General features: G+C 65.5%; 19 protein-coding genes. 4 read left to right on the top strand and 15 right to left on the bottom strand.

Annotated features, from left to right (window positions below):
• Positions 1-367: 367 nt before the first annotated feature.
• The 6 genes from GPA27_RS01835 to GPA27_RS01810 all read right to left on the bottom strand — a co-directional run bounded on the left by GPA27_RS01835 (position 368) and on the right by GPA27_RS01810 (position 4,342).
• Entirely contained in the window at positions 368-661 is a 294-nt protein-coding gene (locus tag GPA27_RS01835; RefSeq protein WP_169137224.1) for a hypothetical protein, read from the bottom strand.
• A gap of 302 nt (positions 662-963) precedes the next feature.
• Positions 964-1,467, bottom strand: coding sequence for a hypothetical protein (locus tag GPA27_RS01830; RefSeq protein ID WP_169137222.1), 504 nt, complete (start codon positions 1,465-1,467; stop codon positions 964-966).
• Positions 1,460-1,615: a hypothetical protein gene (locus GPA27_RS01825; RefSeq protein ID WP_169137220.1), complete on the bottom strand. Its 156-nt coding sequence runs from the start codon at positions 1,613-1,615 to the stop codon at positions 1,460-1,462. Before GPA27_RS01825 ends, GPA27_RS01830 begins: the two co-directional genes overlap by 8 nt.
• Before the next feature lie 345 nt (positions 1,616-1,960).
• On the bottom strand, positions 1,961-2,251 hold the full coding sequence (locus tag GPA27_RS01820; protein ID WP_169137218.1) for a helix-turn-helix transcriptional regulator: 291 nt from the start codon (positions 2,249-2,251) through the stop codon (positions 1,961-1,963).
• Between the two features lie 119 nt (positions 2,252-2,370).
• Positions 2,371-3,120 (bottom strand): hypothetical protein, encoded by a 750-nt coding sequence (locus tag GPA27_RS01815; RefSeq protein ID WP_169137216.1) that lies wholly within the window; start codon positions 3,118-3,120, stop codon positions 2,371-2,373.
• Entirely contained in the window at positions 3,113-4,342 is a 1,230-nt protein-coding gene (locus GPA27_RS01810; RefSeq protein ID WP_169137214.1) for a tyrosine-type recombinase/integrase, read from the bottom strand. The genes GPA27_RS01815 and GPA27_RS01810 overlap by 8 nt, the downstream gene beginning before the upstream one ends.
• A gap of 390 nt (positions 4,343-4,732) precedes the next feature.
• On the opposite strand from GPA27_RS01810, the gene GPA27_RS01805 reads away from it, so the two are divergent.
• Complete coding sequence (locus GPA27_RS01805) at positions 4,733-4,930, top strand: NF038104 family lipoprotein (RefSeq protein ID WP_169137212.1); 198 nt, start codon at positions 4,733-4,735, stop codon at positions 4,928-4,930.
• A 111-nt stretch (positions 4,931-5,041) separates the two neighbouring features.
• Here the strand turns inward: GPA27_RS01805 and rplS are convergent, their stop codons facing one another.
• From rplS to rpsP, 4 genes are all read right to left on the bottom strand, one after another.
• Entirely contained in the window at positions 5,042-5,419 is a 378-nt protein-coding gene (gene rplS, locus GPA27_RS01800; RefSeq protein WP_169137210.1) for a 50S ribosomal protein L19, read from the bottom strand.
• 82 nt (positions 5,420-5,501) lie between these two features.
• Positions 5,502-6,290 carry a tRNA (guanosine(37)-N1)-methyltransferase TrmD gene (gene trmD / locus GPA27_RS01795; protein WP_169137208.1) on the bottom strand — a complete coding sequence of 263 codons (789 nt, stop codon included), beginning with the start codon at positions 6,288-6,290 and terminating at the stop codon, positions 5,502-5,504.
• Positions 6,291-6,297: 7 nt separating this feature from the next.
• On the bottom strand, positions 6,298-6,804 hold the full coding sequence (gene rimM, locus GPA27_RS01790; protein ID WP_169137206.1) for a ribosome maturation factor RimM: 507 nt from the start codon (positions 6,802-6,804) through the stop codon (positions 6,298-6,300).
• Positions 6,805-6,826: 22 nt separating this feature from the next.
• Positions 6,827-7,078 carry a 30S ribosomal protein S16 gene (rpsP, locus tag GPA27_RS01785; protein WP_050417101.1) on the bottom strand — a complete coding sequence of 84 codons (252 nt, stop codon included), beginning with the start codon at positions 7,076-7,078 and terminating at the stop codon, positions 6,827-6,829.
• A 197-nt stretch (positions 7,079-7,275) separates the two neighbouring features.
• Between rpsP and GPA27_RS01780 the strand changes: the two genes are divergently transcribed.
• Positions 7,276-8,802, top strand: a complete 1,527-nt coding sequence (locus GPA27_RS01780; protein WP_169137204.1) for a cyclic-di-GMP receptor FimW-related protein — start codon at positions 7,276-7,278, stop codon at positions 8,800-8,802.
• Here GPA27_RS01780 and GPA27_RS01775 read toward each other — a convergent pair.
• Positions 8,799-10,022: a YihY family inner membrane protein gene (locus tag GPA27_RS01775; protein WP_169137202.1), complete on the bottom strand. Its 1,224-nt coding sequence runs from the start codon at positions 10,020-10,022 to the stop codon at positions 8,799-8,801. The genes GPA27_RS01780 and GPA27_RS01775 overlap by 4 nt on opposite strands.
• Positions 10,023-10,090: 68 nt before the next feature.
• On the opposite strand from GPA27_RS01775, the gene wrbA reads away from it, so the two are divergent.
• Positions 10,091-10,693, top strand: a complete 603-nt coding sequence (wrbA, locus tag GPA27_RS01770) for an NAD(P)H:quinone oxidoreductase (RefSeq protein WP_169137200.1) — start codon at positions 10,091-10,093, stop codon at positions 10,691-10,693.
• Positions 10,690-11,049: a DUF2069 domain-containing protein gene (locus tag GPA27_RS01765; RefSeq protein ID WP_169137198.1), complete on the top strand. Its 360-nt coding sequence runs from the start codon at positions 10,690-10,692 to the stop codon at positions 11,047-11,049. The genes wrbA and GPA27_RS01765 overlap by 4 nt, the downstream gene beginning before the upstream one ends.
• 79 nt (positions 11,050-11,128) lie before the next feature.
• Here GPA27_RS01765 and GPA27_RS01760 read toward each other — a convergent pair whose 3' ends face one another.
• From GPA27_RS01760 to GPA27_RS01745, 4 genes are all read right to left on the bottom strand, one after another.
• Complete coding sequence (locus GPA27_RS01760; RefSeq protein WP_169137196.1) at positions 11,129-12,664, bottom strand: 2-isopropylmalate synthase; 1,536 nt, start codon at positions 12,662-12,664, stop codon at positions 11,129-11,131.
• Between the two features lie 357 nt (positions 12,665-13,021).
• On the bottom strand, positions 13,022-13,759 hold the full coding sequence (locus GPA27_RS01755; RefSeq protein ID WP_169137194.1) for a cytochrome b/b6 domain-containing protein: 738 nt from the start codon (positions 13,757-13,759) through the stop codon (positions 13,022-13,024).
• A complete protein-coding gene (locus tag GPA27_RS01750; protein ID WP_169137192.1) occupies positions 13,756-14,271 on the bottom strand; it encodes a diheme cytochrome c in 516 nt (171 codons plus the stop codon). Before GPA27_RS01750 ends, GPA27_RS01755 begins: the two co-directional genes overlap by 4 nt.
• A 20-nt stretch (positions 14,272-14,291) precedes the next feature.
• A complete protein-coding gene (locus GPA27_RS01745) occupies positions 14,292-14,705 on the bottom strand; it encodes a DUF1924 domain-containing protein (protein WP_246260900.1) in 414 nt (137 codons plus the stop codon).
• Between the last annotated feature and the right edge of the window lie 116 nt (positions 14,706-14,821).

Below are 14,821 nucleotides of genomic sequence, written 5' to 3'. Positions count from 1 at the left end.
GTTTGTGTGGGCCGAAAGGGAGTGCATCACGCCGCGTTGATTTGAGCCGGGCGCTGACGGTTCTGTCGGTCGGGCAAATCGCGTGCGCAGAGGGGACTACGTTGTTCTGTCGGGCAGCACCGTGTGGATTCGTGAGCGCCTGAGATGACTGTCCCATTGGGCGCAGAGCCCGCCACGAAATCGCTCTGTCAGGGACTTGCAAGGACAAGTTTCGCGCTTCGGTTTGCAGCCCCACGCGCGCGCGCGCGAACCCAGCGGTCTCGTTGTCGGCGCCTACGTGTGGGGCTGGCGTTACCTGTTTGGGAAAGTGATTGCGCCCTGGTTGGCGCGGCCAGGTGAATACGGCGAGTGTATGCGCTGCTCCTGTCTAGGGTGGGGGTGACGGCGGTGGCGTGATCGTGACATTTAAGCCGAGGTGCTCACCCAGTTTGAGAACGGCCTGCGCCTTTGTCTCCTCACTGCCACTGTTGAGCTTGGCGACGATGGACAGGAGGGCGGCCTTGGTGGCGCGGGATATGTCCACGTCGTCAGGGAACTGCGTCGGTTTAGGGCGCTTGCGCCCGGAAGGGGTATTCGGATGTGCGTTGATCGATTTCGGCGCTTCAGATTGGGGGACGCGGTCGAGGAGGTCGAGGGTCTTGGTGTCGTACTTGTCTTTCATGATGTTGTGGCGGTCCTCAGCTAGCGGATGGACTGTTGGGCGGCGGCAGTCGGCGGGCGAAGTCTCCAATCCGTTGTCGTGTTATTGCGATAGGGGGTGGTAATGGTAGTAATGGACTTCGGATTCTGAAGACGGGGGCGTCGCACACCGGATCGCCCGAGCGCCAGGAGTGGCGAGGGATTCGGCGGTAATTGCTGTGTTCAGATTCCGAAGCGGGCGAGGATTCCCATGTTCAGAATTTGCATCGGTTTCCTGCTGCCACACTTCGGAATCTGAAGCTCCGCGCTTTGATTTTTGAAGCTTTATTTTTTTTCGTCGCGAGCCCCCATCTTCTCGGCCCGTCGCGCTTTCTGGAGAAAGGTGACGCGGTCGCGGTGGTTCTTCATGGCCACTTCTGCCTCTCTTACAGTGCCGAATGCCTTGTACTCATTCGTGGCCTCGATGGGGCCGATGCCCAGTTTCGGCCACTCCCAAACCTCGGTGTCGGTGAAGCGGTAAAGGCTGCAATAGCGCGCGTTTGCGGCAATGCCGCCTTGGCGGGTTTTGGCAATGAACCCCATCGCCTCGAGTTCTTGTAACGCCTTTGACAACGTTGCGGAGGAGGTCCAGCCGCGATGGCGCATTTCGGAAAGGGTCGCGTTGATGTTGCCGTTGTTGTTGCTCCGCATCTTTGCCCGAAGGTCGCCATACAATGCCTTCGCCGAAAAACTCAGCACCCGAAACGCAGGGCTGTCAGCGCCCTCCAGTCGCACGCGGTAGTGGGCAACCCCCTTCCACGGATCCGGGCGGTCAGGGCGTTTAGTCATCGTTCTCACCGACCTCCGCACGTGACAGGTGCAGGTACAGGCCCCAGAGTTCTTCGCGATCCAGGGTGCGGAGATCGTCCACGATGCCGGTATGGGCAAAGCGGACCGCGAGCATTGCCAAGAGGTCGAGCCAGGATTCGGGATCCATTATTCGCCCTCCGCGCAGTTCGACTGGTACGGGCGGTAGGCCCACAGCGGACACGTTTGGATCGGGCAATGCGAAATCTCGGCACGGTCTGCATGACTGCATTGCAGGCACTTCGTTTGAATCGCCTGGCGCGGTGAGGCGCGGCCAGCGTAGGCTTTCGCGAAGAGCGCGCGAATCTTGGATGGCACGGCTTTCAGGTACGCGATCTGTTGGGAATGAAGGCGGTCATGTACGGGCTGGCGGCACGTGCCCGAGTTGGTTTGCGCGTCACACGTGTTTTCCGTCATGCAGGAGTGGGCGGGGTTACGGTCAGCATTGGGGGTCGTCATGGCCTCTTCCCCCTGCTTATGCGTTGCGAATCGCGCGACGCAGCTCGCCGACGTTCCAGCCCGACATATTTGTCGAATACTTATGCGGGCGGGGGAGGCGTCCGTCCTTGGCCATGCGCCAGACCGTCGCCTCCGAGCAGCTGAGGAGCTCCTTCACCACGGGCATGCGGACGTAAGCCGATTCGGGCAGGTCGTCGAATTTCGCGAGTGCCGGGGGCAGGTCTTTTGAGGGGGGAGCGGGGTGGGCCGCGGAGACGGCCTTTAGAATTTGCTTGGTGCCAAGGGTGGCGTTGAACTTCGGCTTCATGTTGTAGACCTCTCGCAGCGACGAGGTTTGATTGCCGTTGCGCGGCGGCGACGTCGCATGAGTCAGCGCGATACCGTTTGTATCGCCGAGGTCTACTGAAATTTGGTGAGTGGCTGTCCCTATTTGCGCTGGCGTTGTGCGCGCTGCCAGATTTTCTTGACCCCCTCGGACGTCAGGCCGAACCGTGGGCCGATCTCGCGGAATAGGGCAGCCAGAGACCTCCCCCGCGTAGCCGCCGCCCGGGTCAACTCGTCGGCAATCTCCGAATGAAACTCATCGCTGGACTTCCAAGCGCCCCATCCGCGTATGCCGACCTTGCTGCGATGGTTGAATCCGGTAGGGTCGTCCCGGAGCAGAATATGTCGGAGGCGGCTCGCTGCTGCGCAGGCGGCCTTGAGGCAGTTTGCCGACGGCGTTCCATTGCGAGCAGCGGTGTCGATGAACTCGGCCAAATCGGTTGTCCCTGCCTGGCCGTAATAAATCTGGGTTAAGCGGCTGATGCCGGGGTTCCTGCCACCCGCGAGGGATCGCAGCGACTCTGCGACACCAATCGTATTTCGGCTCCGAGCGGTTTGGTGCCGAATGCTGCGGTTTCGACGAGCTTGTCTAAGCCATTCGCTATCGCAGGCGTGGTAGAGGAACTTCCCGATCCAGCGGACCAGTGCAGCCGGCGGCGGGTGGTCTCCCTGAGCTAGGATGCAGAAGGCGGTGAGCAGGTTTATCGTGTGCTGGAGGTCGCCGTTGGTCGCGTTGGCGATGGTGCCTTCGAGTTCATGAAGGAAGCGAGGTGGAAGCGAGCAGGGGGGTAAGGTCGGCTCGCGTCGGGCCGGGGCGTCCTCCTGCCCCGAGGAAATCACCGAGTCAGCCATGGAGCGCGACAACCTCGGCTACGGCAGTTGCCTGGCGCTCACAGTATTGGGCCCAATCGCACATCATGCGTGCCCGTTTCGCGAAAAGGTCGCCGCGTCGATAGGCTGCTTCCGTTTCGTTGCCAATGGCGTGTGCGAGTGCCATCTCGGCGACTTCGTTGGGGTACGCGGTACTTTCGGCGGCCCAGTCGCGAAAGCTCGACCGGAAGCCATGGACTGTCACTTTCCGCTTCATCCGGCGTAGGACGGCCGTGAGCGTCATATCTGAGAGCGCGCAGCCCTTCGCTCCGACAAAAACGTATTCCGATTCGGCAAACTTCGGCACCGCCCGGAGTAGATCGACCACTGCCGGCGACAGGGGTACGCGATGTTCCTTTCCCGCCTTCATGCGCGTAGCCGGAATAGTCCAGACTCCCCTGGCGATGTCGATTTCACTCCATCGGGCACCGCGCGCTTCCCCTGAGCGAGCTGCCGTGAGAATCGCGAACTCGAGTGCTCGTGCGCCGGCACCGGTCAACTTCCGAAGCTCTGCCATGAACTGCGGCATGTCCTGCCACTCGAGCGCGGCGTGGTTCTTGACGGGTGCAACCTTGGAGGGTTTGGGCAGCAGTTTGTCGAGGTGCCCTCGCCAACGGGCCGGATTCTCGCCGCTGCGGTAGCCGCGCACCGTTGCCCAATCGAGAACAGCCTCGATCCGGCCTCGCACGCGAGTCGCGGTTTCGGTCGTCGTGCTCCAGATTGGCTCCAAGATGCGCATTACGTGGGAAAGCTGAACGTCGCGCACGAGCAGCGCGCCGATGATCGGGCTCGCATACGACTTGAGCGTCGTGCGCCACTGTGCGGCATGCTTCGGCGAGCGCCACCCTGATTCGTGCGCCTCGATATAGGCCGCCGCACATTCGTCAAAGGTAAGCGCCGCTGCGCGCTCAGCGAGTAAAGCACTGCGTCGGGCCCGCGCGTCCTCGATGGGGTCGGTGCCATTTCGCACTTGATCACGTGCCTGTCGAGCGCGATCACGTGCCATCGCCAAGGTGACGTCGGGGTAGCCCCCCAATCCCATGTCGCGTCGTTTTCCTGCGACCGACACGCGCAAGATCCAGCTTCTGGCCCCGCTGACGGATACCTGCAGGGCCAGTCCAGCGACGCCACCGACGAAGTGGAGGCCCGGTTGAACAAGACGTGACACCGACAGCGGCGAGAGCTCGTTAGCCTTCTTACCCATCAAGCGACCCATCGAAAGGCGTGCGACCTAATGATAGGCGATGATATGCTATGCGTCCATGCGCTCGGCGTAGATACGCATGGTTAATGGAGAACGGCGGGGCGTGTGAAGTCGGATGAGGGGCGGTGATAATCCCTTTCAGCAGACTCACTCTCCGCCAGCCATGAAGAAGAAGCCGCCGATTTTTGGCGGCTTTTTTCTTTTGCGCGGCGTTAGGCGCGAATTTGGGCAGGTGCGGATCGGGTCGTGTCGCCGTGCTCCGCCGGGGCGATACTAGTCGATACACATAGGGCGCCCGGCGCGGGGAATAATCGCGGCGCGACGCCATTGAGGCGGAAGTGTCGCGCGGCCGCGCCTGCGTGGCCGTTTTCGGAAAGGGATCGGGGGAAAATGGGCGTGAGGAATCTGCTGCTCGCTGCTGTGTGCGCGGCAATGCTGGGCGGGTGTGCGGTGGTTGCGGTTGCCGATGCGGCGGTGACCGTGGTCGCGACAACGGTCAAGGTGGGCGCCAAGGTCGTCGGTGCCGGAGTCGATGCGGTGATTCCGGACGACGATGACGACGAGGGCGAGGACGCGAAGAAGGAGTAGTTGCGTTCGGCGCGGGGTGCCTGCGCGTGCGGCATTGCGCTCGCGCTCGTCGAGGATGAAAAAACGGGCCCCGCGGGGCCCGTTTCATGTGCTGCTGGCTGAATCGCGCGATCAGGCTTGCTTCGCGGTGCCCTTGTAATTGAGCTTTTCCTTGATCCGTGCGGACTTGCCGGAGCGGTCGCGCAGGTAGTAGAGCTTGGCACGGCGCACGTCACCGCGACGCTTGACTTCGATGCTGTCGACCAGCGGGGAGTAGGTCTGGAACGTACGCTCCACGCCTTCGCCCGACGAAATCTTGCGCACGATGAAGTTGGAGTTCAGGCCACGGTTGCGCTTGGCGATCACCACGCCTTCGTAGGCCTGGAGACGCTCGCGCGTGCCTTCCTTGACCTTCACCTGCACCACCACGGTGTCGCCGGGGGCGAACTCGGGGATGGTCTTGTTCAGGCGGGCGATTTCTTCCTGTTCGAGCTGCTGAATCAGGTTCATTGTGCGACTCCTGTCGATTCAATGGCACTTGGCCTTGCGGCAGAGCAGGACATGCCTGATGCGCGCGGTTTGTATACGGGCTTCAGGCTCTGCCTTCGGCCCCTGCTTGCTCCTGCCTGAATTCACCAAGCAGTGACAATTCTTCTTTCGTCATCGTGCGCCCTTCCAGCAGGTCGGGGCGCCGGCGCCAGGTCGTGCCCAGCGCCTGTTTCAGCCGCCAGCGACGGATCGCGGCGTGGTTGCCGGAGAGTAGCACCGCCGGCACCGGCTCGCCTTCGTAGATCTCGGGCCGCGTGTAGTGGGGGCAGTCCAGCAGCCCGTCCACGAACGAGTCTTCGATCGCCGATACGGCGTCATTCAATGCGCCCGGCAACTGGCGCACGATCGCGTCGAGCAGCACCATTGCCGGCAGTTCGCCGCCCGACAGTACGAAATCGCCGAGCGATATTTCTTCGTCCACGCAGCGCTCAATGAGTCGCTGATCGACGCCTTCGTAGCGCCCGCACAGCAGCGTCAGCGCCGGCAATTCCTTCAGTTCCAGCACTTTCGCATGGTCCAGCGGCCGGCCCTGCGGCGACAGGTAGATCACGCGTCCCGCCGCGCCGAGCCGCGCCTGCTGCTGCGCCTTCGCCTGGCCGATCGCCTTTTCGAGCGGTTCGGCCATCATCACCATCCCGGGGCCGCCGCCGTAAGGGCGGTCGTCCACGGTGCGGTGCGGATCGTCCACGAAATCCCGCGGGCTGTGGAACGCGATGTCATAGAGACCGCGATCCAGCGCGCGCCGCGTGATGCCGCTGGCGGTCAGCGCCGCGAACATCTCGGGAAACAGGGTGATTACGTCGAAGCGCCTTGCGGCGGCTGGTGCGCTCACCCCGTTTTCACCAATCCTTCTGCCAGTCGACCCGGATCGTCCGGCCCGGCAGGTCCACATTCAGTACGTAGGCGGCGACGAAGGGGATCAGTCGCTCCTCGTCGCCGTCGCGAATCTGCAGTACGTCATGGGCGCCGGTCGACATCAGGCTCTCGACCGTGCCGAGCGATTCGCCCGACTCGTTTACAACCGCAAGTCCGACCAGGTCGCCCCAGTAGTATTCGTCTTCGCCGGTGCCGGGCATCGCTTCGCGCGGCGCGGCGATGTAGCGGCCTTGCAGCGCTTCCGCACCGTTGCGGTCCGTCACGCCTTCGAACGAGGCGATGAAACCCGCGCCGTGCGCGCGGAAACCGGCCAGTTTCACCGGCTGCCATGCCTCTTCGGGGGCTTCGGCCTTGTCGGCAAGCCACCACTGAGCCATTTCGCGCCAGGAGAGCGGGTCATCCCCGAAGGGATGCACCTTGACCCACCCCTGGACGCCAAAAGGGGCGACAATGCGCCCCAGTACGATCATGACTGCGAAGAGTCAGGCAGGATCAGGCGGCGGCTTGCGCGGCCTGCTTGGCCAGGCGCTCGACCGTCGGGGACAGCTGGGCGCCGTTCTGCTTCCAGTAGGCCAGACGTTCGGCGTTGATCACGAGGCCCTTCTCGGACTCGGCTGCCATCGGGTTGTAGAAGCCAACGCGCTCGATGAAGCGGCCGTCGCGGCGATTGCGCGAGTCGGCAGCAACGATGTTGTAGAACGGGCGCTTCTTGGCGCCACCACGGGCAAGGCGAATGACGACCATTGGGGTGTCCTGATAAGTGGATGCGAAAAGCAGGCGAGTGTAAGGCAAACGGCCGCGTGAGACAAGTGCGGATCGTGGCTCGTCGGCGAAAGGGGCGTCCTGAACCGGCTGCAAGGCCCGCGGGCTGCGGGGTTCCGCTCAAGAGGGTGATTCTTGAATAGAATGCGTGGACGTCCGCAAGTGGAAATCTTACCTCCATGCCTGTATCCGATCCGGTCTCAGAACAGTTGACTCCCGTGCTGGAGTGGCTGGCGAGCGAGCCGGCCGACGATCCCCGCGCGGAGCTGAACGCGCTGCGGGGGCATCTGGGCGGACTTCCCGAACCGGCCGCCGGCGGGGCGCCGCTCCTGCAATGCATCGACGAGTTCGAGGCAAGGGTGCTGGACGTGTGCGGCCGCCTGAAACCGCGCCTGCTCAATGCGGCGTTGCCGCTTTCGCGCGAACTGCATGCGGTCGCAGGCGAGCTCGTCGAGGCCTTGCTCGAAGTCGGTGGAAAGCTGGGCGAAATGGCGGCGGCAGCGCGCGATCGCTGGCGTCCGGTGCGCCGCGGCGATCCGATGGCGATGACGGCGCGTGCGTTGGGCCTGGTGCATGAGGCCTTCGTCGTCGCGGCGATGGGAGGGGCGGTCACGCCGCCCGGGTTGTGGCTCGCGGCATACGGCATCGTCGAAGCCGGGGGCGGCTTCGACGCGCTGGTCCCGGCGCGGCCCGAAACGGCGGCCGCAGACGCCCTGCATGCCCTGAAGCGCCTGCTCGCGCTGGCCGTGCTGCAGCCGGAGAGCCTGACCGCGCGCGAGCTGGTGTGGGCAAACGATTACCTTGACGGGGTGGCGGACGAGGGGGCGCTGGCGGTAGAAAGCCTGCAGCCGGCCGCGTCGTCGTTCTGGATCAATCCCGGTGAGGATCTGCCACCGATTGCGACGATCCGCAGCGCAGCGCCGGCGGCCGAGGGGCTGGTGTATTTTTCCGCGTTCGGTGTGTCGCGTGCGCTTGCGGGCCAGCTCGAATGGCTCAAGGAGCGCATGGCCGAGGCCGAGGCGGTGGGGTTGGAGCACGACGGCGAGTTGCTCGAACCGGATGCGTCCGGATTGCCGGTCGGGCTGACGCCGGTGGAGATGGTCTCGCTGCTGCAGCGCATGCGCGACCGCTGGGCGTTGCCGCCGAATCGCGGTCAGTCGCGCCGTGCGTACCGGTATTCGGTGCAGGTGTGTGTGGGTCTGCGCGCGGTGTGGGAGGCCGCCCGCTCCGATGGCGCGACGGAACGCATCTCGGAATGGATGGTGTACAACGAGAGCCCCGGCGGCTACGCGCTGATGTCCGTCGAGGGCGTGACGGGCAGCCTGAGTGCCGGCATGGCGGTCGCGCTGCGGCGTGACGCCGGGCATCCGTGGTCGGTGTGCATCGTGCGCTGGATCCGCAGCGACAGCCCCGGGCAGGTCGAGCTCGGCCTGCAGCTCGTCGCGCAGACCTGCACGCCGGTGACGATCGGCTTTCGCGGCGCCGAGGTGAGTTCCACGACGCACGCGCTCATTTTGCCGCCGCTGCCCGCGTTGCGCCGCAATCAGGCGATCCTTGCGCCGGCGGGTACCTATGCGTCGCGCCGTTTCGTGCTGGTGCACGAAGGCGAGCACCTCTATGTGGCGCAGGCCCGCGTGCTGAGTCTCGACATGCAGACGGCGAACGTCGAGCTGTTCCAGTACGAAGTCGATCCTTACCCGATTTAGCTTCTCGGTTGGGTTTGGTCCGCGGCGAGTGCCGCGATCGAGATGTCCGCGGTGCGCAATGCGCTCGCGATGCGTTCGGCGGTGTCGCGCGACAGGTCGTTGCGGCCGGCCTTGCGCCACGCTTCGGGCGACAGCGCGAGCCGGCAGAGCACGTCGGCGAGGCTGATGCGGGTGGCGTCGCGTGTGAGCAGCCAGTTGCCGTCCTCGGTGCGGGCGACCCAGCCGGCTTCGCACAGCTCGCCGAGCAGGCTTTCGCCTTCGTTGCCGTTGAGGCGGGCCGCCTCGATGAGCGGTTCGAATGCTACGGTGCGACCTTCGGCCTGCGCGCGCGCGAGCATCGTCAATACCGTGGTCGCGGCCCACGCGCGGTCGCCGGCGAAGGGGGCGAGCACGCGCGTGCGTTCGAAGAAGCCGGGTAGCGCTGCGCACAGGATCGCCCCGAGCAGGATCACGACCCACGACAGGTAGAGCCACAGCAGGAAGATCGGCACCGTTGCGAAGGTGCCGTAGATCAGCGTGTAGGTCGGGATGCGCGCGAGAAAGAGGGCGAAGAGCTGCTGCATCAGCAGGAAGGCCAGCGCCGCGGTGGTGCCGCCGGCGAGCGCATGGGCCGGGCGCACCTTGTGGTTGGGGATCGCGTAGTAGAGGAAGGTGAACACGACGCACAGCAGTCCCGCCGACACCAGCGTCGAGAAGGCTTCGACGACCCACGAGCCCTTGCCGGCGAGTGCGACGGAGCTGGCGACGAGGTGGCCGGTCGCGAGCGCGCTGGCGCCGAGGGCGACCGGGCCCAGCGTGAGCGTCGACCAGTGCACGGTCAGGCGCGTGAGCAGCGGACGCGGGCGGCGTACGCCCCAGATCTGGTTGAACACGCGGTCTATCGTCATCAGCAGCATCAGCGCGGTGACGACCAGCGCGCCGGTGCCGATCAGCGTGAGCTTTGCAGCCTTCTGCGAGAACTGGAAGGCGTAGGTGGCGATGATCTTGCCGGCACGGTCGGGCAGGAGGTTTTCGAGCAGGAAGATCTTCAGCGAGGTGCCGAGTTCGGAGAACGCCGGGAAGTTGCTGAAGAGCGCAATGACGACGGTGACGAGGGGGACGAGGGCGAGCAGCGTCGTGAAGGCGAGGCTGCCGGCGACCTGCGGGCAGCGGGTCGCGACGAAGCGTTGCGCGACGAGGCGCAGGAAGTCGCGCGTGGAGTTCAACGGCACGGCGGGCATGCAGGGGATGCGGTCGGGTGTGGCTGAAGGGGCGGCTATAATGCCGCAATTCGATTCAGACCGCTCAGATGAAAGAGATCCTCGTACTTTATTACAGCCATCGCGGCTCGGTCCGGGCGCTCGCGGAGCAGATCGCGCTCGGAATCCACCAGGTGCCGGGCGTGGCGGCGCGGGTGCGGACGGTGCCCAAGGTGTCGTCGGTGTGCGAGGCGGTCGAGGACGACATTCCGGCGTCGGGACCGCCCTACGTCGAGGTGCGCGACCTCGAGGAGTGCATCGGTCTGGCGATCGGCAGCCCGACGCGCTTCGGCAACATGGCCGCGCCGATGAAGTACTTTCTCGACGGACTCGCCGGGCCGTGGGTGAATGGCACTTTGGCCGGCAAGCCGGCGTCGGTGTTCACGTCGACGGCGAGCCAGCATGGCGGGCAGGAATCCACGCTGCTGTCGATGATGATGCCGCTGCTGCATCACGGCATGCTGGTCATGGGACTGCCCTACACGGAGCCGGCGCTCAACCGCACGCGCACCGGCGGGACACCCTACGGTGTGAGCCATGTCGCCGGCGCGGACGGCAATCCGGGCCTGAGCGCGGAGGAGATCGAACTCGCGATTGCGCAGGGCCGTCGCCTTGCGCAGGTCGCGGCGACGCTCGCGGGAGGCGAGGCATGAACGCGCGCGCGCTGAATCTGGTGGCGACGGCGCTGCTCGTCGCGCTGATCGCACTGTGCGTGCTGTGGGAGGCGTGGCTCGCGCCGCTGCGGCCGGGCGGTTCGTGGATGATCCTGAAGGCGCTGCCGCTGATGGGGGCCTTCCTCGGGGTGCTGAAGGGGCGACGCTACACCTACCAGTGGCTGACGATGCTGGTGCTGCTCTATCTGGTGGAGGGGGTGGTGCGGGCGATGGACCCCGGCCTTGCCGGCAAGCTCGCGATCGCGGAAGCGGTGTTGGCGGCGCTGCTGTTCGCCTGTGCCGTATGGTACGCGCGGGTATCAGCGCCTTCGCGGCAGGCGCGCGCCTCGGCCTGATCCGTTACCGGGCGACCGGATCCCGGCCGTGCGGGCCGCGGACAGCTTGCCTGCGGCCCTTACTGGTTGGCGCTGCGGGTCAGAGCTGCGGGTTCAGTTTCTCGAACTTGCTGTGCAGCTTGTTCAGCGCGTTGAGGTAGGCCTTCGCCGAGGCGACGATAATGTCGGTATCGGCCCCCTGGCCGTTCACGATCTTGCCGTCCTGCGACAGGCGCACTGTCACCTCGCCTTGCGCGTCGGTGCCGGTGGTGATCGCGTTCACGGAGTACAGCAGCAGTTCGGTGCCGCTCTTGGCGACTGCCTCGATTGCCTTGAAGGCGGCATCGACCGGGCCCGATCCCTCGGCGCTGGTACGGGCTTCCTTGCCGCCGACGGCGATCGTGAGTTCGGCCTGCGGAGTTTCTCCGGTCTCCGAGTGGAAGCGCGAGGCGAGCAGGCGGAAGTGCTCGTGTTCGGGCGTGACGCCCTCGTCGCTCATGAGTGCGTTGAGATCCTCGTCGAAGATCTCGTGCTTCTTGTCGGCGAGCTCCTTGAAGCGCGCGAAGGCGTGGTTGAGCTGATCCTCCGACGAGACGACGATGCCGATCTCCTGCAGGCGGCTGCGGAAGGCGTTGCGGCCCGAGTGCTTGCCGAGCACGAGCTTGTTGGCGCCCCAGCCCACGTCCTCGGCGCGCATGATCTCGTAGGTCTCGCGGTGCTTGAGCACGCCGTCCTGATGGATGCCCGATTCGTGCGAGAAGGCGTTGGCGCCGACGATGGCCTTGTTCGGCTGCACCGGGAACCCGGTGACGCCGGACACGAGCTTGGAGGCGGGCACGATCTGTGTCGTGTCGATGAGCGTGTCGCAGGGGAAGACGTCCTGGCGGGTGCGCACGGCCATGACGATTTCCTCGAGCGCGGCGTTGCCGGCCCGTTCGCCGAGGCCGTTGATCGTGCATTCGACCTGGCGTGCGCCGGCCAGCACCGCGGCCAGCGAGTTGGCGACCGCAAGGCCGAGGTCGTTGTGGCAGTGCACGGACCAGATCACCTTGTCGGAGTTGGGTACGCGCTCGATCAGGGTGCGGAGGGTGTTCGCGTATTGCGTCGGCACGTTATAGCCGACCGTGTCGGGGACGTTGATCGTCTTCGCGCCGGCCTCGATGACCGCGGTGAAGATGCGCACGAGGAAGTCGATCTCGGAGCGGCCCGCGTCCTCGGCGGAGAATTCGATGTCGTCGGTGTATTCCCTGGCCCAGCCGATTGCCTTGACCGCCTGCTCGACGACCTGGTCGGGCGTCATGCGCAGCTTCTTCTCCATGTGGATCGGGCTGGTCGCGATGAAGGTGTGGATGCGGCCGCGTGCGGCAGGGCGGATCGCTTCGCCGGAGCGCCGGATGTCGTTCTCGTTGGCGCGGGCGAGCGCGCACACGGTCGATTCCTTGATCGTCTCGGCGATCGCGCGGACCGCTTCGAAGTCGCCGTTGGAGGCCGCCGGGAAGCCTGCTTCGATCACGTCGACGCGCATGCGTTCGAGCTGGCGGGCGATGCGCAGCTTCTCTTCCTGCGTCATCGAGGCACCCGGGCTCTGTTCGCCGTCGCGCAAGGTGGTATCGAAAATGATCAACTGGTCTTTCATCGTCGGCTCCTGCTGGAATGGTGGAAAACCGGATATGACAAGCGGCCGGCGCTGGGACGCTGGCGGAAGTGGGGCAACACGAGGTGGGTGGGTATATTTAGCGCGCGGGGCGCAGCAGCGGACCGAGCAGCAGCAGGTCCGCCGGGAGAAGGCGTAGCGACAGGAGGTGGGGGCCGCTGACGGAGTTCATGCGTACGACTATAAACCGGCGATTTGGCCGAACGCAAGGATGGGGCGGCGACGCGACGGATATGGGGGCGATTGCCGCCGCCTATCGGTGACGGCCGGGATACGCAAAAAGGCCGCTCGGGCCGGGAAGCCCGAGCGGCCTGCGCAGGAAAGAGGCGCGATGCCGGCCTAATCGTCGTCGTGGTGCCGGTCCCGCGCGTCCGCGGTCGTGATCGGCTGCGGCAGCCACGCGTCGGCCGCGCCGCTCTGGTAGGCAAACCAGAAGCCCAGCACCGCGACGAGGAGTACCGCGCCGACGGTGCGGTGCGCGTGGCGGATGCCCTCGGTGGATGCGCCGGACTTGCGGCCGGTGAGCATCGCGCGGGCGAGGTTCTCGCGGTGCAGCAGGCTGCTGACGATGACGCCGGCGATATGCACGAAGACGATCGCGAGCATCGTGCTGGCGGCCACTTCGTGCAGTTCCTCGAGCCATTCGCCGCCAATGTCCTGATAGGTCGCGAAACCGCTCAGGGCGATCAGCGCGCCCAGCCCCAGCATCGCGAAGATCGCGATAGCGCCGGCGGGGTTGTGGCCGAGGTAGTGCCGGGGCTTCATCGCCAGCAGCGATTTCAGGTAGGACACGAGCTCGCGCGGCGAATAGATGAAGCTCGCGAAGCGCGCGTAGCGGGTGCCGACGAGGCCCCACAGCAGGCGGAACACGGCGAGCCCGGCGAAGGTGTAACCGAGCATCACGTGCAGGTCGCGCAGCCGTTCCGAGTCGGATGTAAGCCAAGCGCCTGCGAAGCACAGCGCGAAGCTCCAGTGGAAGACGCGCGTCGGGACGTCCCACACGCGCACGGTGGCGGCGGTGTCGGCGGCCCGGGAGGCTCCGCCTGCGGCGCTCGTGGAGGTGATGCTGGTATTCATGAGCGTGCTCCGTTTTTCGGGATGCGGATGTCGCGTTCGCTGAAGTCGCCCTCGGCGGCGTTGCGGTGGCAGGCGGCACAGTTGGCGGCGCTCTTGACGGCTGCGCTGCGGAAGATCCCGGGCGTGATGCCGTCGTGGCCGTCGCGGTGTTCCTTGCGGAACCAGGGGGTGTCGCTGATGCGCAGCTGCGGGCGGCCGTCGCTGCCGGCGGTGTCGCGCCGCGCGGCGTTGGCGACGAGGAACTTCGTGATCACGGCAGAGGTTTCGGCGTCGAGGCTTGCGTCGGAGCCGAAGTGCTTGTCGAGCCCGGCCATCATCGCGCGCCAGGACTCGGCGCCCAGCAGCGCGGGCGGGAAGGCGATGTGGCAGCTGCCGCATTCGCTGCGATACTCGGGGTGATTGATGTTCAGGCGCTTGTTTTCGTCGTCGTCGGCAAGCGCGAGGCCGGCTGCGCCGGCGGTGAGGACAAGGGTGAGTGCGCGCAGGGCGCGGGCGGGGAAGGTGGCGGTCATGTCGTGGAGCTCCGTGTGGGTCAGCGGGGGGAATTCATCAGCCAGGCGACGACGTCGGCCTTCTCTGCGGGTGTGCAGGTGCGGCCGAGCACGTCCTTGCAGTTGCGCCCGAACCACTTCTCGACCGAGCGGGTGCTCGCGAGGCGTTCGGGATTGGCTGCCGGCGCCATGGGCTCGATCGCCTTGCCGGTGCTAGCGTGCTTGCCGCGAGCCGCGGGATTCTTGGTGTGGCAGGTGGAGCAGCTCCACTCGCCGCCGTGCGTGGCGGTGAAGAACTTCTCGCCGCGTTCGGCCGACGCACTGAAGCCCGGCGTGGATTGCCGCGCCTCGGTCTGGTAGCGGGTGAGGAAGTCGGCGGGCGTCTCCGCAGTGGCGAATCCGCTCGCGAGCAAGGCGGCGCCGGCCAGGAACATCCGCAGGGGGTGGCTTTTCATGTTTGCTCCTTGTACTGATGGTGGAACAATGTCTTTGGAATCGGATCGCCGGAGTGTCTGCTCTGGCTGCAGGACGTACTTTGCGCGGCGGAGCCTGAACGCACGGTGAAGGCGGC

Origin of the sequence: Aromatoleum toluolicum (assembly GCF_012911005.2) — a bacterium.
GTDB lineage: Bacteria > Pseudomonadota > Gammaproteobacteria > Burkholderiales > Rhodocyclaceae > Aromatoleum > Aromatoleum toluolicum.
This window is presented reverse-complemented; position numbering and strand designations above follow the sequence as displayed.

What these genes read in the sequence shown, in the direction of transcription:
- GPA27_RS01830 (WP_169137222.1), bottom strand. Translation starts at nt 1,467, where the DNA reads ATGACTAAACGCCCTGACCGCCCGGATCCGTGGAAGGGGGTTGCCCAC.
- rimM (WP_169137206.1), bottom strand. Translation starts at nt 6,804, where the DNA reads ATGATCGTACTGGGGCGCATTGTCGCCCCTTTTGGCGTCCAGGGGTGG.
- GPA27_RS01755 (WP_169137194.1), bottom strand. Translation starts at nt 13,759, where the DNA reads ATGAATACCAGCATCACCTCCACGAGCGCCGCAGGCGGAGCCTCCCGG.
- rplS (WP_169137210.1), bottom strand. Translation starts at nt 5,419, where the DNA reads ATGAACCTGATTCAGCAGCTCGAACAGGAAGAAATCGCCCGCCTGAAC.
- rpsP (WP_050417101.1), bottom strand. Translation starts at nt 7,078, where the DNA reads ATGGTCGTCATTCGCCTTGCCCGTGGTGGCGCCAAGAAGCGCCCGTTC.
- GPA27_RS01810 (WP_169137214.1), bottom strand. Translation starts at nt 4,342, where the DNA reads ATGGGTAAGAAGGCTAACGAGCTCTCGCCGCTGTCGGTGTCACGTCTT.
- GPA27_RS01815 (WP_169137216.1), bottom strand. Translation starts at nt 3,120, where the DNA reads ATGGCTGACTCGGTGATTTCCTCGGGGCAGGAGGACGCCCCGGCCCGA.
- GPA27_RS01775 (WP_169137202.1), bottom strand. Translation starts at nt 10,022, where the DNA reads ATGCCCGCCGTGCCGTTGAACTCCACGCGCGACTTCCTGCGCCTCGTC.
- GPA27_RS01745 (WP_246260900.1), bottom strand. Translation starts at nt 14,705, where the DNA reads ATGAAAAGCCACCCCCTGCGGATGTTCCTGGCCGGCGCCGCCTTGCTC.
- GPA27_RS01820 (WP_169137218.1), bottom strand. Translation starts at nt 2,251, where the DNA reads ATGAAGCCGAAGTTCAACGCCACCCTTGGCACCAAGCAAATTCTAAAG.
- GPA27_RS01835 (WP_169137224.1), bottom strand. Translation starts at nt 661, where the DNA reads ATGAAAGACAAGTACGACACCAAGACCCTCGACCTCCTCGACCGCGTC.
- GPA27_RS01825 (WP_169137220.1), bottom strand. Translation starts at nt 1,615, where the DNA reads ATGGATCCCGAATCCTGGCTCGACCTCTTGGCAATGCTCGCGGTCCGC.
- GPA27_RS01805 (WP_169137212.1), top strand. Translation starts at nt 4,733, where the DNA reads ATGGGCGTGAGGAATCTGCTGCTCGCTGCTGTGTGCGCGGCAATGCTG.
- wrbA (WP_169137200.1), top strand. Translation starts at nt 10,091, where the DNA reads ATGAAAGAGATCCTCGTACTTTATTACAGCCATCGCGGCTCGGTCCGG.
- GPA27_RS01760 (WP_169137196.1), bottom strand. Translation starts at nt 12,664, where the DNA reads ATGAAAGACCAGTTGATCATTTTCGATACCACCTTGCGCGACGGCGAA.
- GPA27_RS01765 (WP_169137198.1), top strand. Translation starts at nt 10,690, where the DNA reads ATGAACGCGCGCGCGCTGAATCTGGTGGCGACGGCGCTGCTCGTCGCG.
- GPA27_RS01780 (WP_169137204.1), top strand. Translation starts at nt 7,276, where the DNA reads ATGCCTGTATCCGATCCGGTCTCAGAACAGTTGACTCCCGTGCTGGAG.
- GPA27_RS01750 (WP_169137192.1), bottom strand. Translation starts at nt 14,271, where the DNA reads ATGACCGCCACCTTCCCCGCCCGCGCCCTGCGCGCACTCACCCTTGTC.